Source organism: Dyella marensis, assembly GCF_049532885.1.
GTDB lineage: Bacteria > Pseudomonadota > Gammaproteobacteria > Xanthomonadales > Rhodanobacteraceae > Dyella_D > Dyella_D marensis.
Map to the genome: position 1 here is coordinate 1,772,609 of NZ_CP064029.1, position 13,090 is coordinate 1,785,698.

The 13,090-nt window shown below is 68.8% G+C and carries 12 protein-coding genes; 5 read left to right on the top strand and 7 right to left on the bottom strand.

Going from position 1 to position 13,090, the window contains the following annotated elements; translation table 11 throughout:
• The first annotated feature begins 103 nt into the window (after positions 1 to 103).
• Together ISN75_RS07705 and ISN75_RS07710 are read left to right on the top strand one after the other, a co-directional pair.
• Positions 104 to 673, top strand: coding sequence for an Ivy family c-type lysozyme inhibitor (locus ISN75_RS07705; RefSeq protein ID WP_168647676.1), 570 nt, complete (start codon positions 104 to 106; stop codon positions 671 to 673).
• Positions 674 to 812: 139 nt separating this feature from the next.
• Positions 813 to 1,397: an Ivy family c-type lysozyme inhibitor gene (locus tag ISN75_RS07710; protein WP_343818983.1), complete on the top strand. Its 585-nt coding sequence runs from the start codon at positions 813 to 815 to the stop codon at positions 1,395 to 1,397.
• 42 nt (positions 1,398 to 1,439) lie between these two features.
• On the opposite strand, the gene ISN75_RS07715 is transcribed toward ISN75_RS07710, so the two are convergent.
• Positions 1,440 to 3,092 carry a sensor domain-containing diguanylate cyclase gene (locus ISN75_RS07715; RefSeq protein WP_168647674.1) on the bottom strand — a complete coding sequence of 551 codons (1,653 nt, stop codon included), beginning with the start codon at positions 3,090 to 3,092 and terminating at the stop codon, positions 1,440 to 1,442.
• A gap of 298 nt (positions 3,093 to 3,390) precedes the next feature.
• On the opposite strand from ISN75_RS07715, the gene ISN75_RS07720 reads away from it, so the two are divergent.
• Complete coding sequence (locus ISN75_RS07720) at positions 3,391 to 3,939, top strand: NADPH-dependent FMN reductase (RefSeq protein WP_167255595.1); 549 nt, start codon at positions 3,391 to 3,393, stop codon at positions 3,937 to 3,939.
• Between the two features lie 183 nt (positions 3,940 to 4,122).
• Here ISN75_RS07720 and ISN75_RS07725 read toward each other — a convergent pair whose 3' ends face one another.
• From ISN75_RS07725 to ISN75_RS07740, 4 genes are all read right to left on the bottom strand, one after another.
• Positions 4,123 to 5,691, bottom strand: a complete 1,569-nt coding sequence (locus tag ISN75_RS07725) for an asparagine synthase-related protein (protein WP_343818986.1) — start codon at positions 5,689 to 5,691, stop codon at positions 4,123 to 4,125.
• Between the two features lie 109 nt (positions 5,692 to 5,800).
• Positions 5,801 to 5,974: a hypothetical protein gene (locus ISN75_RS07730; protein WP_167255590.1), complete on the bottom strand. Its 174-nt coding sequence runs from the start codon at positions 5,972 to 5,974 to the stop codon at positions 5,801 to 5,803.
• A 122-nt stretch (positions 5,975 to 6,096) separates the two neighbouring features.
• On the bottom strand, positions 6,097 to 8,262 hold the full coding sequence (ppk1, locus tag ISN75_RS07735; protein WP_168647671.1) for a polyphosphate kinase 1: 2,166 nt from the start codon (positions 8,260 to 8,262) through the stop codon (positions 6,097 to 6,099).
• Between the two features lie 149 nt (positions 8,263 to 8,411).
• Complete coding sequence (locus tag ISN75_RS07740) at positions 8,412 to 9,305, bottom strand: LysR family transcriptional regulator (RefSeq protein ID WP_168647670.1); 894 nt, start codon at positions 9,303 to 9,305, stop codon at positions 8,412 to 8,414.
• A gap of 91 nt (positions 9,306 to 9,396) precedes the next feature.
• On the opposite strand from ISN75_RS07740, the gene ISN75_RS07745 reads away from it, so the two are divergent.
• Positions 9,397 to 10,341 (top strand): NAD-dependent epimerase/dehydratase family protein, encoded by a 945-nt coding sequence (locus ISN75_RS07745; RefSeq protein ID WP_168647669.1) that lies wholly within the window; start codon positions 9,397 to 9,399, stop codon positions 10,339 to 10,341.
• Positions 10,342 to 10,449: 108 nt separating this feature from the next.
• On the opposite strand, the gene ISN75_RS07750 is transcribed toward ISN75_RS07745, so the two are convergent.
• Entirely contained in the window at positions 10,450 to 11,250 is an 801-nt protein-coding gene (locus tag ISN75_RS07750) for an AraC family transcriptional regulator (protein WP_167255582.1), read from the bottom strand.
• Positions 11,251 to 11,378: 128 nt separating this feature from the next.
• Here ISN75_RS07750 and ISN75_RS07755 point away from each other — a divergent pair, with 128 nt between their 5' ends.
• Positions 11,379 to 12,617, top strand: coding sequence for an MFS transporter (locus ISN75_RS07755; RefSeq protein WP_168647668.1), 1,239 nt, complete (start codon positions 11,379 to 11,381; stop codon positions 12,615 to 12,617).
• 9 nt (positions 12,618 to 12,626) lie between these two features.
• On the opposite strand, the gene ISN75_RS07760 is transcribed toward ISN75_RS07755, so the two are convergent.
• A complete protein-coding gene (locus tag ISN75_RS07760) occupies positions 12,627 to 13,088 on the bottom strand; it encodes a hypothetical protein (RefSeq protein WP_168647667.1) in 462 nt (153 codons plus the stop codon).
• Positions 13,089 to 13,090 lie beyond the last annotated feature (2 nt).

A 13,090-nucleotide genomic window follows, 5' to 3' on the forward strand; every position in this document is an offset into this window, starting at 1 on the left:
GATGCACGTGATCTGGTTCACGGCATGGGACCGCAAGGGTGGCGATTCAGCCCTCGCGCCGTATGGTCGAAGTCCTTCGAACGAATAACGAAGGGAGGCAGCCATGAAACATGCCGTTCACGCGCTCGTGATCGCCTCGGTCCTCGCCGTCGCCGCGTGCTCGCAGGACGACACCGCGGATAACCCGGCGACCTCGCCGTCGACGCCGGCCCTATCCACCACCGCCACCGCAGCCGCGAGCAATCTGGCGCCCGCGCCCGGCAGCAGTGCCGCTGCCGCGTCTTCCGCCGCCACGCCGGCTTCGGCTGGCCCGTATCTGTTCGACCTGCTGCAGCAGAGCGATTTCGCCGCGGCGTTCCACGCGCTGAAGGGCGCGAAGGAGCTGCCCGACTGGACAGAGCAGGGGGGCACTTCGACGCCGGCGCAGAAAGTCGCGGTCGACGGCAAGAGCCTGCTCGCCGCCGCCGGCTGCAAGCCGCACGACTGTCCGAGCGAACGCATCGTGCTGCTGTACGACGAGAAGACGCACGCGATGTGGGGCGTGTTCGCGCGGCGCCAGGGCGAAGCGCCGGCCGATGTCAGCGACGGCAGCAACGACCAGCTGAGCTGGCTGGGCGAGCCGGACGATCAGTTCAAGGACGCCTTGAAGAAGAGGCTGTACTACCCCGAGTGATGCCCGATGCCGGCCGCGGCCTGGCGCGGCCACTGGAATTTTCCTGCCGACGCGGTGCGATGGCGGTGGCTATGGTGCGGTGCTTTTCACGCAGCCTGCACCAACAAGCTGCCGTATCCGCCGTCGAAGGAAAATCAGCATGAACATGCCCGCTCGGGCTCTCGCGATCGCTTCGGTCCTCGCTATCGCCGCCTGCTCGCAAGACGATGGGGACCGGGAGGTAAGGGTGCGGGTCGCCAGTCCGATCATCCCTGCCGCTCCGGCGCATGGCGGCAGCGTATCGGCGGCATTTCCGATGGGGGCCGATGCAGAGCCGGCGGACGGAGCCGGGCCGGAAGTATCGGTGCTTGGCCCCTATCTGTCCGATCTGCTGGAACGGGCCGATTTCGCCATCGCCTTCGAGGCGCTCGCCGGAATCAACGCGCTTCCTGCATGGACCCGCGACGGCGGCACCGCCGCGCCCGCGAAGGACATGCGGGCGGACGGCCGGACCTTGCTCGTCGCGCACAGCTGCAAGCCGCACGACTGCGCGACCGAGCGTCTGGTGCTGGCGTACGACGAGAAGAGCCATGCGATGTGGGGTGTGTTCGCGCGGGCCCGCCGCGACCGGTCCGATCTTGACGACGGCGGCGCCGACGAAAGCCGCGACGAGCTCACCTGGCTGGGCCGGCCCGACGCGAAGATAAAAGCGGCGCTGAAGCAATGGCTCTACCAGAGCGCCTGATCGATGGCCGTGGCGCGAGGCGCATGCCGGCGCGTCCGCGGCTCAGGATTGCTCCGTCGAACGCAGCGCCGCCCGCTCGCGCGAGCGGCAGGCCATCAGCTTCTCGTCCACGCGCACGCGGTTGCGGCCTTCGAGCTTGGCGCGGTACATCGCGTGGTCCGCGCGCTCGACCAGGGTTTCCACCGTATCGTCGGCGCGGTGCATGGCGATGCCGATGCTGACCGTCAGCAGCTGCTGGCGGCCGTCCACGGGAATTTCCAGCCGGTGCACGCGCCGGCACAGCCGCGTCGCCACGTGGATGGCCTGCGGCAGCTCCACGCCGCGCAGCACGGCGAGGAATTCCTCGCCGCCGTGGCGGCCGAGCAGGTCCTGCGGGCGCAGCTCGTGGCGCAGCGCGGCGGCCACGGCGGCCAGCGCGCAGTCGCCGGCGTGGTGGCCCTGGCTGTCGTTGAGCGACTTGAAGCAGTCCAGGTCCAGGAACAGCAGGGCCAGCGGCTCGCCGTGGCAGGACATCGCCGCCTGCAGGCTTTCGCTCAAGGCACGGCGGTTGAGCACGCGGGTCAGCGCGTCGACGTCGGCCAGTTCGCGCACCACGTCGGTGTCGTGGCGCATGGCCAGCGCTCGGTCGGCCAGGCCCAGCGCCAGCACCACCGCCTGCACCGCGCCGGCGGCCAGGGCCGCATCGTCCAGCCAGCCCATGCCGGGCAGGGCGCCGTTGGCCTGCGCGCTGTCGAGCACGGTGAGCGCCAGCAGCGGCGTGAAGCCGAGCAGGAAATAGCGCGCGCTGCGCGAACCGCGCACGGCGGCGACCACGCCGGCGCACAGCAGCAGCACCGCGCCGATCAGCAGCATGGGGTAGTGCAGGGCGCGGGCCGGCGCGATCAGCGCATCGATATGGCTGCTGCGCATCAGCACCAGCGGCGGCGCGCCCAGCGCCAGCGCCAGCGTGGTGGCGTGCAGCGCCGGCGCGAAGCGCTGCAGATCGCAGAAGCGCGCCACGAACACCGCGGCGAAGGCCAGTGACAGCAGCGCCGCCGTGGGCGCGGCCACCTGCGCGGTGCCGGCCAGCCAGGCCCACTCCATCGGATGGAACACGTAGCCGGTCTGGATGCCCTGGATCGCCGCGTAGCAGCACACATAGCCGGCATACCAGCCGAAGGTGGCGTCGCGCAGCATCAGCGCCAGGCACAGCGCGAACGCGGCCATCGCCAGCATCACCGCAAAGCAGGCGCTGGCGAACATCAGCCAGCCGGCGTCGTCGCGCAGATAGTCGGCCCAGGGCTGCAAGCCGAAGCGCATCGGCGCGCTGGCCGCGGCATTGGCTTCGAAGCGCAGCAGGATCGGCGCGGTGGCGCCCGTGTCGGCCGGCATGCGCCAGGCCAGCCGGCCGTGGCCGTGCAGCGGCGCGTCGAAATCGTCCAGGGCCAGCCGGCGCGCGGGTTCGCCGCGCGCGTACAGGGTCACGGGCGTCAGCGGCGGCGGTTCGATGGTGAGCGCGCGCTCCTCGACCAGCGGCGTCGGCAGCGGCCGCAGCACCACCCAGGCGGCTTCGCCGGGATTGAGGATGGGAGTCATCGCGGACGGGTCGAAGGCGCGCAGCTCGCCGCGGTCGAAGGCGGCCAGCACGCCGGCCGGCGTGTCGCCGGGCCGCGCCGCGCACCAGGCCGCCTCCATCGCGGCCGCGGGCTGCGGCATGACGCGCCATGGCACGAGCAGCAGCAGCGCGAGGACGAACCATCGCCGCCACCTGTGCGTTCCTGGTAACCAGCCTGCCACCACCACACCCCCCTGCCGGCCCGCCTGGCGTCCGCGGCCATCCTGGCCCGGCTCTGCCGTGCGGTCTGGCCTTGGATTCTGGCCGAGTCGCGGCGGCTGACCCATTCGGACGAATGGCCTAGGAAAGAAAGCATGGGGCGTGCCATCCAGGCGTCACCTTGCCTTGACCGCGGCTCCGCAAGCTTGGGCGTTCCCTTTCCCGGAAGGAGCATTCGCCATGAGCACCAAGGTCGCCGTCTTCGTGGGCAGCCTTCGCCAGGATTCGATCAACCGCAAACTCGCCCGTGCGGTGGAAAAGCTGGCGCCGAAGGATCTTTCGTTCGAGCACATCGACATCGGCGGGTTGCCGCTCTACAACCAGGATTTCGACGGCGACTATCCGGCCGCGTGCCAGCAGCTGAAGCAGGCGGTGGAAGCGGCGGATGCGCTGCTGTTCGTGACGCCCGAATACAACCGTTCGATTCCCGGCGTGCTGAAGAACGCGATCGACATCGCCTCGCGGCCGTGGGGGACGAATTCCTTCGCGGGCAAGCCCGGCGCGGTGATCGGCGCCTCGATCGGCGCGACCGGCTCGGCCTTGTCGCAGCAGCATCTGCGCAATGTGCTGGCCTATGTGGACGTGCCCTTGCTGGCGCAGCCGGAGGTGTTCATTGCGTTCAAGGACGGGTTGATCGACGGCGAGGGGAATATTTCGAGCGACGGCACGAAGAAGTTCCTGCAGGGGTTCGTGGACAAGTACGTGGCATGGATAAAGCGTTTTCGCTGAAGCGCAGTTTGCTCCCTCTCCCCTCCGGGGAGAGGGTCGGGGTGAGGGGTCGGGCGGAGCGGTGAGTGGAGGGTCTCGATAAGCTCAAGAGCTTTTCTTCTTTTCGTAGAAGCGTAATCGCGAGCACCCACCCCTAATCCGGCTGCTGCTACTTTCTCCCCGGAGGGGAGAAGGGTTCCATAGTCACCCCCACTGCCTCGCCAACCGCTCCATCCACAGAAACGACACCAGCACCGCCGTCGGCGCACGCGCCTGGCTGGCCGCTACCGCGTCGAGCAGCGCCATCACGCCACGCCGGTCGACCAGCCCAAGATCCGCCAGCGCGCATTCGTGCAACTGTTCCGTCAGCATGCCCGCCTGTGCCGCGATCAAAGCTGGAAACACCTGCTCGAACGTCTCCTTCCGATAACCGGCCGGAAACGTATCCTCGCCGAGCTGCTGCTGCAGATAGCGCTGCATCAGGGCGCGCCCGCGTCGTTGCTCGAGCGGGAGCTGATGGCAGAACCGCGCCAGGCGCGGATCGCTCAATGGATTCACCGGCCACAGCCCGCGCCGTGCGATATCCGCTGCGCGGCAGGCCTGCGCGGCGAGCGCGGTGGCCGGCACCGGGCCGGCTGGCGCGCCGAAGCTGTGCAGGCCGCGCGCGGCTTCCCGCGCGCGCGGCGTGAGCAGCGTGTCGACTTGTGCGCGGTGCGTGCGCTCGCGTTGCGCTTCGAGCGTGTCGCCTTCGCTGGCCAGTTCGTGCAGGTAGTCGGGAAACAGCTCGTCGCCGCCCACGCCGGTATAGAGCCGGTCGCAACCGAGCGAAGCGGCGCGATCCCACAGTGCGGCGCAGGCCTCCAGGTAATACTCCTGATTGAAGCCCAGCCGCTGTCCCGGCACCGGGCGCAGGTCGAGGCTTGGGGACCGCGCAGCGATCTCCACCGTTTCGTCGTGCAGCCCAAGTCGTTCCACGATAGCCCCGCGGCGCTTCAACTGCGGCGGCCGGGTCTCGCCTTCGAGCAGGATGCCGAGGCTGCTGCGCGGTGCGGCGATCGCGGCCAGGCCGCAGGCCACCGTGGCCGAGTCCATGCCGCCGCTGAGTTCGAGTGCGCTGCGTGCCGCGACGAACGGGCGCGCATCGACTGCTTCGCGCAATTGCGCGGCGAATGAAGGCAGCCATGCGTCGCGCTCGCGCGCCTGCGCCAGCGTGGTGACCTGCACCGGCGGCGGATAGTGATAGCTGGCCTTGCCAGGTTCGACGGACAGCGAGGCGCGTTCGGTCAGCATCACGATGCCGACCGCGATCTGCCGCGCCGAGTAGATCGTGTGCAGCGCGAGGCGATGGCTCGCTATTTCGAAGTCCAGCGCGGTCGGCGCGCGGGTCAGGTCGCCGGCATCCCAGGACAGTTCCAGCCGGTCGTCCGTGGCGCGCGCATACACCGGCAACGCGCCGAACACGCCTGCGCGCAGCTTGAGGCGGCACCCGGCCTGCGCCGCTTCGACCATGGCGTAATCGAGCGGCCACAGCAGGCATTCGCGGTAGCGCTGTTCGAATTCGGCCGCGTCGACGTCCAGTTGCCGCGCCGGCGCGCCGCCTTCGGTGCGGCGCTCGCGCACGGTGGCAAACCATTGGCCGTCGGTGCGCACCAGCAGGGTTTCCAGCGCGGGATGCGCGAACGGTTCGATGCGGCTGGCGCCGAAGGCGACGGCCTGGCCGTCCCAGCGCGGATCGAATGCAAGATCGGCAAGCGCGATCGTGGCCTTGAGCATGTTCCGTCCATGAAAGGCGGGCCAGCCATACCGGCATGAAAAAGCCGCCCCGTTGGCGAGGCGGCTTGGCGGTCACCCGTGAGGGCGCGTGGTCACGTTGCGCGGCGACTCAGCCGCCGCCGTCGTTGCGGCCGCCGAAGGTGCCGATATCGCCGTCGAACCGGGTCTTCGGCGCACGCTTCTGCATGGGGGCCTGTTTCTGCATCGGCGCGTCCATCGGCACGCCGAACACGTCAGCTGCAATCACGCCTTCTTCACGCACGGTGAGTTCCTGAAGTTCCATGTGAATGCCCTTTGCGATTGAGCCGCGACAATGCGGCCGATCGAGACTAGCACCGGGATATCAGGTCAAACCAGAACTCCATCACGCTCGCCTGGCCCTTCACGAAGCCTGCACGTGGCGGCCTATTCGACGGGGTTGGCGCCCACGCCGCAGATGCGCTCCAGCAGCTGCGCCTGCGCATTGCGTACCGCCTGGCCGGACGGTGCGAGGCGGTGATAATGGCCGTCCGCCTGCAGCACCGACGCGCTGCTGTTGTCGGCGAGGTAGAGTTCCAGTTCCTTCTTCACGCGCTGCTGCAGCTTCTTGCTCTCGATCGGGAAGCCGGTTTCGACGCGGCGGTCGAGGTTGCGCTCCATCAGGTCGGCGCTGGCCAGGAACAGTTCGTCGTCGCCGTTGTTGGCGAACCAGTAGGCGCGGCTGTGTTCCAGGAAACGATCCACGATCGAGCGCACACGGATGTTGTGCGACACGCCCGGCACGCCGGGGCGCAGGCAGCACATGCCGCGCACGATCAGTTCGATCTTCACCCCGGCCATGCTGGCCTTGTACAGCGCGCGGATCACCTTCGGGTCGGTCAGCGCGTTGACCTTGGCGATGATCTGCGCGGCGCGGCCGGCCTGCGCATGCGCGGTCTCGCGCGCGATCAGTTCCAGCAGCGTTTTCTTCAGGGTGAACGGCGCATGCAGCAGCTTCTTCATGCGCAGCACCTTGCCCATGCCGGTGAGCTGGCTGAACAGCTTGTGCACGTCCTCGCACAGCGCCTGGTCGGAGGTGAGCAGGCTGTAGTCGGTGTACAGGCGCGCATTGCCGGTGTGGTAGTTGCCGGTGCCCAGGTGCGCGTAGCGCACCAGTTCGTCGCCTTCGCGGCGCTGGATCAGCATCAGCTTGGCATGCGTCTTCACGCCCACCACGCCGTAGATCACCATCGCGCCCGCCTGCTGCAGGCGCGAGGCGAGGGTGAGGTTGGACTCCTCGTCGAAGCGCGCGCGCAGCTCCACCACCACGGTCACTTCCTTGCCCGCGCGCGCGGCATCCACCAGCGCGTCGACGATCTCGGAGTTGGCGCCGCTGCGGTACAGCGTCTGCTTGATCGCCAGCACGTTCGGGTCTTTCGCGGCCTGGTGCAGAAGATCCACCACCGGCGCGAAGGATTCGAACGGATGCAGCAGCAGCACGTCCTGCTTGCCGATCACCTGGAACAGGTCTTCCTCTTTCTTCAGCGCCTTGGGGATGGCCGGCGTGAACGGCGGATACAGCAGCTGCGGCGCATGCGACTTGTTGGCCAGGCCCATCAGGCGGGTGAGATTGACCGGGCCGTTGACCTCGTACATCTCCGCCGCGGTAAGGCCGAACTGCTTCAGCAGATAATCGGTGAGTTCCTTCGGGCAGTTGTCGGCAACTTCCAGGCGCACCGCGTCGCCGAAGCGGCGCGAGTACAGCTCGCCGCGCAGCGCGCGGGCGAGGTCTTCCACGTCTTCCGGATCGATCGTGAGGTCGGCGTTGCGGGTCAGGCGGAACTGATAGCAGCCGCGCACCGACATGCCGGGGAACAATTCCTCGGTATGCGCGTGGATGATCGAGGACAGCAGCACGAAGTTCTCGCCGCCTTCGCACACGTCGTCCGGCAGGCGGATCAGGCGCGGCAGCACGCGCGGGGCTGGCACCACGGCCAGGCCGGAGTCGCGGCCGAACGCGTCCACGCCTTCCAGCTGCACGATGAAGTTGAGGCTCTTGTTGACCAGCAGCGGGAAGGGATGCGTCGGGTCCAGGCCGATCGGCGTGACCAGCGGCGCCACCTCGTGGCGGAAATAGCGGCGCACCCACAGCTTCTGTTTATGCGACCACTCGTTGCGGCGCACGATGCGGATACCGTGGCGCGCCAGCTCCGGCAGCACGCTCTCGTTGAGGATGGTGTACTGCCGCTCGATCTGCTTGTGTGCGATCTCGCTGATCTCGGTGAGCGCGCGGCGCGGGGCGATGGCGTCCGGGCCGACGATCTCGTGGTCGAAGGCGATCTGGCTCTTCAGGCCGGCCACGCGGATCTCGAAGAACTCGTCCATGTTGCTGGAGAAGATCAGCAAAAACTTCAGGCGCTCCAGGATCGGCTTGCGCTCGTCCAGCGCCTGGTCCAGCACGCGGATGTTGAACTGCAGCTGGGACAGCTCGCGGTGGATGTACAGGCTGCTGTCGTTGAGATCCGGCGGCGCGCCCTGCGCGTCGCCCGCGGGCATGGCGGTGGCGGGCGCTTCTTCGACCGTGAGGCTGGGGCGGTTTTCGCTGCTGGACATCGGGTGCTTCCTGATCCCCGCGGACGGGGTGTGGGAACAGGCATCCTACCCCGTTGCCGCGGCAGGCATGCCGTAAGCCCGGCGGTCAGTCCGGGCCATTTCGCAAACCGTCATATTGCTGCGGAAATTTGACGGCGGCGTGACGGCGCTCAGCTTTGCGCGTAAGCATTCAAGGCTTCGCCGAGATAGTCGAACAGGCTGCGCACGGCGGCCTGGCGGCGCAGGTCCTCGTGCATCACCACCCAGCATTCCATCGGGATCGACAGTTCCTGCGCCAGCAGGCGCACCAGCTTCGGCGTGCGCGCGGCCAAGGGCACCTGGCAGATGCCGATGCCGTAGCCGGCACGCATTGCCGCCAGCGCGGCCAGCGGGTGGTCGGTGCGCAGCGCGAAATGCTCGCGCGTCCAGGGCAGGTGCTTGGGGCGCAGCGTGCGCAGGTACGGCGGTTCCTGGTCGAAGCCGATCAGGCTGTGTTCGCGCAGCTCGTCCAGCGTGGCCGGCGCACCGTGCCGGCGCAGATAGCGCGGATGCGCGAACAGGCCCAGCTCGATGCGCGCGAGCTGGCGCGCGATCAGCGCCTGCTGGGTGGGGCGGGCCATGCGGATGGCCAGGTCCGCGTCCTTGCGCAGCAGGTCCTGCGCGCGGTCGGTGACCACCAGCTCGATGGTCACCCCGGGGTGTTCGCGGCGGAACTCGGTCAGCATCGGCGGCAGCACTTCGGTGCCGATCGCTTCGCTGGCGGTGAGGCGCACCACGCCGCGCACGGCATCTTCGCCCGCGCCGATCGCACGCCGCAGCGCCGCCGTCGCCGAGGCCATCGCTTCCGCATGCGGCACCAGGCGCAAGGCCAGCTCGGTGGGCAGCAGGCCCTGCGGCGAGCGGGTGAACAGCGCGGCGTCCAGCGCCGCTTCCAGCTCGCGGATATGCCGGCCCAGGCTGGGCTGGGTCATGGCCAGGGCGCGCGCGGCGCCGGACAGGCTGCCTGCGCGCATCACGGCGAGGAAGGAGCGGTAGAGGTCCCAGGAGGGTTCGGGCTTGTCCATGCATATTTGTATAGCAGATGTTCGGTCTTCGTGGATTTTCTTATGGGCGCCCCAAGGCCAAGCTTGGCCCATCCCAACGGAGGACGACACGATGAAGCGCACGAAGACGGTACTGGTGGTAGGCGCCAACGGCGGCGTGGGCGGCGAGACCTGCATGGCCCTGCTGCGCCATGGCTGGCATGTGCGCGCGCTGGCGCGCCAGCCCGGCAGCTTGGAAGGCATCGAGTGGGTGCAGGGCGATGCGATGGTGGCGGCCGACGTGCTGCGCGCCGCGGCCGGCGCCGACGTGATCGTGCATGCGGTGAATCCGCCGGGCTATCGCGGCTGGGAGAAACTGGTGCTGCCGATGCTGGACCACACCATCGCCGCGGCAAAAGCAGCCGGCGCGCGCATCGTGCTGCCGGGCACCATCTACAACTACGGCCTCGACGCCTTCCCGGTGCTTACCGAGGATGCGCCCCAGCATCCGGCCAGCCGCAAGGGCGAACTGCGCGTGGCGATGGAGCAGCGGCTGGCGCAGGCGGCGAACGAAGGCGCGCCGGTGCTGATCCTGCGCTGCGGCGACTTCATCGGCCCGCGCAATACGGGCAACAGCTGGTTTTCGCAGGGGCTGGTGAAGGCCGGCAGCAAGGTGCGCGCGGTGAGCTATCCGGGACCGCCGGAGCTGGGCCACGCCTGGGCGTATCTGCCCGACGTGGCCGAAACGCTGGCGCGCCTGCTCGATCGCGCCGACGAGCTGGAGCCGTTCGCTGCATTCCATTTCGGCGGCTATTGGCTCGACGGCCACCAGATGGTCGACGCGGTGCGCGCGGCGACCGGCGATGCGACGGTGCGCGCGGCGCGCTTTCCATGGTGGATGGTGGCAGTGGCGCAGCCGTTCGTGGAGACGCTGCGCGAACTGTGGAAGATGCGCTATTTGTGGAAGCACGAGGCGCGGCTGGAGGATGCGAAGCTGCGGCGGTTTCTCGGCGAGGTGCCGGCGACGCCGGTGGTGGATGCGCTGCGTAGTGCGCTGGTGGGGGCGGGTTGCCTCTAACGCGGCCGGCGTAGGTTGGGGTGAGCGCAGCGAACCCCAACAATGCGAGGCGCCTGGCGGTGCGGTGTTGGGGTTCGCTGCGCTCACCCCAATCTGCGCCGTGCTGTTTCAGGTCGGAGCACCCTTGGCGCGCGGCCGCTGCTCTCCCGCCATATACCGGCTCGGTGGTTCCCCCAGCACCCGCCGAAACGCCGCCGTAAACGCACTCGCACTCCCATACCCCAGCTCCACCGCCACCTCAGTAATCGACTGCCCCCGCCCCAGCCGCGTCAACGCCGCCAGCAGGCACGCCTGCTGCCGCCACGCCGCATAACTCATCCCCGTCTGCTGCCGGAACGTGCGCGTGAAATGCCGCCGGCTCATGTCCACCTTGGCCGCCACCGCGTCGATATCCAGATCCAGCGCCGGCGCATCCAGCAGCGCGCGGCAGAGCTTGTGCAGGCGCGGCTCGGCCGGCAACGGGGTGTTGAGGGCGAGGGTGGGCATGGCGGCGATCTCGTCCAGCAGCAGCGCCATCAGGCGGCCGTCGCGGCTGTCCAGCGCGTATTCCACGGGCAGGTCGACGGCGGCTTCGAGCAGCTCGTGCAGCAGCGGCGACACGGCGATCACCTGGCAGTGCGGCCACAGATGGCGCGCCACCTCCGGCTGCAGGTAGGCGCTGCGCGTGCTCACCTCGCCGTCCATATGCACTTCGTGCATCACGCCGGCCGGAATCCACAGCGCGCGGCGCGGCGGCACGATCCAGCTGCCCTCGGGCGTGATGGTCTTGACCACGCCGGTGGCCGCGTACAGCAGCTGGGCGCGCTTGTGCGCATGGGCGGGCAGCACGAAGCGGGCGGGGTAGTCGTTGCCGGTGGCGACGATGGCGCGCGGCACGTCCTCGTAGTGGTTGACGCGGGTCTGGCGCATGGGGATGGCCCGAATTCGACGGATATTGACCCGCTGGCGTGAGCGGGCCGGCAAGGCCCAATTTAAGGTGCTGGCCTGTGCGCGGCAAGCCGCCGCACCCACCGTCCCCCACAGACCCGCCCGCTCCCATGCAGACCCGCGTCGAAGATCTCCCCCTGCCGGCCGCCGCGCCCAAGACCGAGCCGAAGACCGAATTCGGCATCATCGGCGCGATCAGCTTCGCCCACCTGCTCAACGACATGATCCAGTCGTTGATCCTGGCCATCTATCCGATCCTGAAGGAAGGCTTCCACCTGAGCTTCGCCCAGGTCGGCCTGATCACGCTGACCTACCAGGTCACCGCCTCGCTGCTGCAGCCGATGGTGGGCATGATCACCGACCGCAAGCCGATGCCGTTCTCCTTGCCGGTGGGCATGGGCTTCACCCTGTGCGGCCTGCTGCTGCTGGCAAACGCGCCGAACTTCGGCCTGCTGCTGGTGGCCGCGGCGCTGGTGGGCACGGGATCGTCGGTGTTCCATCCGGAATCCTCGCGCGTGGCGCGCATGGCCTCGGGCGGACGCCACGGCCTGGCGCAGTCGCTGTTCCAGGTCGGCGGCAATACCGGCGCCTCGCTGGGGCCGCTGCTGGCGGCGTGGATCATCGTGCCGCACGGCCGCGGCAGCGTGGCCTGGTTCGCGCTGGCGGCGCTGCTAGCGATCGTGGTGCTGCTGCAGGTGAGCGCGTGGTACCGCGACCACCACGCGGCGCGCGGCAAGGCCAAGGCGCGCCACGCAACGGTGACGCTGACGCGCGGCCGCGTGGCCGGCGCGGTGGCGATCCTGGGGCTGCTGATCTTCTCCAAGTACTTCTACATCGCCAGCATCACCAGCTATTACACCTTTTATCTGATCCACAAGTTCGGCGTGTCGGTGCCCAACGCGCAGACGCATCTGTTCGTGTTCCTGTTCGCGGTGGCGGCCGGTTCGCTGATCGGCGGACCGGTGGGCGACCGCATCGGGCGCAAGTGGGTGATCTGGGCCTCGATCCTGGGCGTGGCGCCGTTCACCCTGCTGTTGCCGCACGCCAGCCTGTTCTGGACCGGCGTGCTCACGGTGGTGATCGGCCTGATCCTGTCCTCGGCGTTCTCGGCCATCCTGGTCTATGCGCAGGAGCTGATTCCCGGCCGCGTGGGCATGATCTCCGGCCTGTTCTTCGGCTTCGCCTTCGGCATGGGCGGCATCGGCGCCGCGGTGCTGGGCAAGGTGGCGGACGCGCAGGGCATCGATTTCGTCTACGGCCTGTGCGCCTACCTGCCGCTGCTTGGCGTGATCACCGTGCTGCTGCCGAACCTCGATGGCCCCAGGCGCAAGGCCGCCGGCGCGGCCTGAGCCGGCGGCTTACCAGCGCATGCCGTGCATGGCGGTGAGCGACATGCCGATCACGATCAGCGCGGTGAGGAACAGCGCGAACGGAATCAGCAGCAACAGCGCATACACATGCGTGCGCGCCTGCTCGCCGCGCCCCTGCCAGGCGCGCAGCACGGCCAGCGCGATGCAGGGCAGGGTCGCCACGGCCGGCAGGAACGGCGCGAAGCCGGCGGTACGCGGATCGAGCACCAGCACCAGCGCCGACAACAGCGTGGCGAAGGCGAGCAGGTGCAGCAGGATGGCGCGGATGCGCGGATGGCCGATCCGCGTCATCCACCAGCCCAGGTACAGCGGATAAGTGAGGCCGCCGGCGTAGAGCCAGGGCGATTCGCCGCGGATATGCTTGGACGCCTGGTCGTAAACCAGCGGCGGAATGATCAGCACCGCGAATATCAGCAACAGATGCAGCGCGATCTTCCCTGCCAGCCTCATGG

Bases quoted from the DNA above. Each gene is read 5' to 3' on its own strand.
- ISN75_RS07705 (WP_168647676.1), top strand. From the start codon at position 104: ATGAAACATGCCGTTCACGCGCTCGTGATCGCCTCGGTCCTCGCCGTC.
- ISN75_RS07710 (WP_343818983.1), top strand. From the start codon at position 813: ATGAACATGCCCGCTCGGGCTCTCGCGATCGCTTCGGTCCTCGCTATC.
- ISN75_RS07715 (WP_168647674.1), bottom strand. From the start codon at position 3,092: ATGCCGCAGCCCGCGGCCGCGATGGAGGCGGCCTGGTGCGCGGCGCGG.
- ISN75_RS07720 (WP_167255595.1), top strand. From the start codon at position 3,391: ATGAGCACCAAGGTCGCCGTCTTCGTGGGCAGCCTTCGCCAGGATTCG.
- ISN75_RS07725 (WP_343818986.1), bottom strand. From the start codon at position 5,691: ATGCTCAAGGCCACGATCGCGCTTGCCGATCTTGCATTCGATCCGCGC.
- ISN75_RS07730 (WP_167255590.1), bottom strand. From the start codon at position 5,974: ATGGAACTTCAGGAACTCACCGTGCGTGAAGAAGGCGTGATTGCAGCT.
- ppk1 (WP_168647671.1), bottom strand. From the start codon at position 8,262: ATGTCCAGCAGCGAAAACCGCCCCAGCCTCACGGTCGAAGAAGCGCCC.
- ISN75_RS07740 (WP_168647670.1), bottom strand. From the start codon at position 9,305: ATGGACAAGCCCGAACCCTCCTGGGACCTCTACCGCTCCTTCCTCGCC.
- ISN75_RS07745 (WP_168647669.1), top strand. From the start codon at position 9,397: ATGAAGCGCACGAAGACGGTACTGGTGGTAGGCGCCAACGGCGGCGTG.
- ISN75_RS07750 (WP_167255582.1), bottom strand. From the start codon at position 11,250: ATGCGCCAGACCCGCGTCAACCACTACGAGGACGTGCCGCGCGCCATC.
- ISN75_RS07755 (WP_168647668.1), top strand. From the start codon at position 11,379: ATGCAGACCCGCGTCGAAGATCTCCCCCTGCCGGCCGCCGCGCCCAAG.
- ISN75_RS07760 (WP_168647667.1), bottom strand. From the start codon at position 13,088: ATGAGGCTGGCAGGGAAGATCGCGCTGCATCTGTTGCTGATATTCGCG.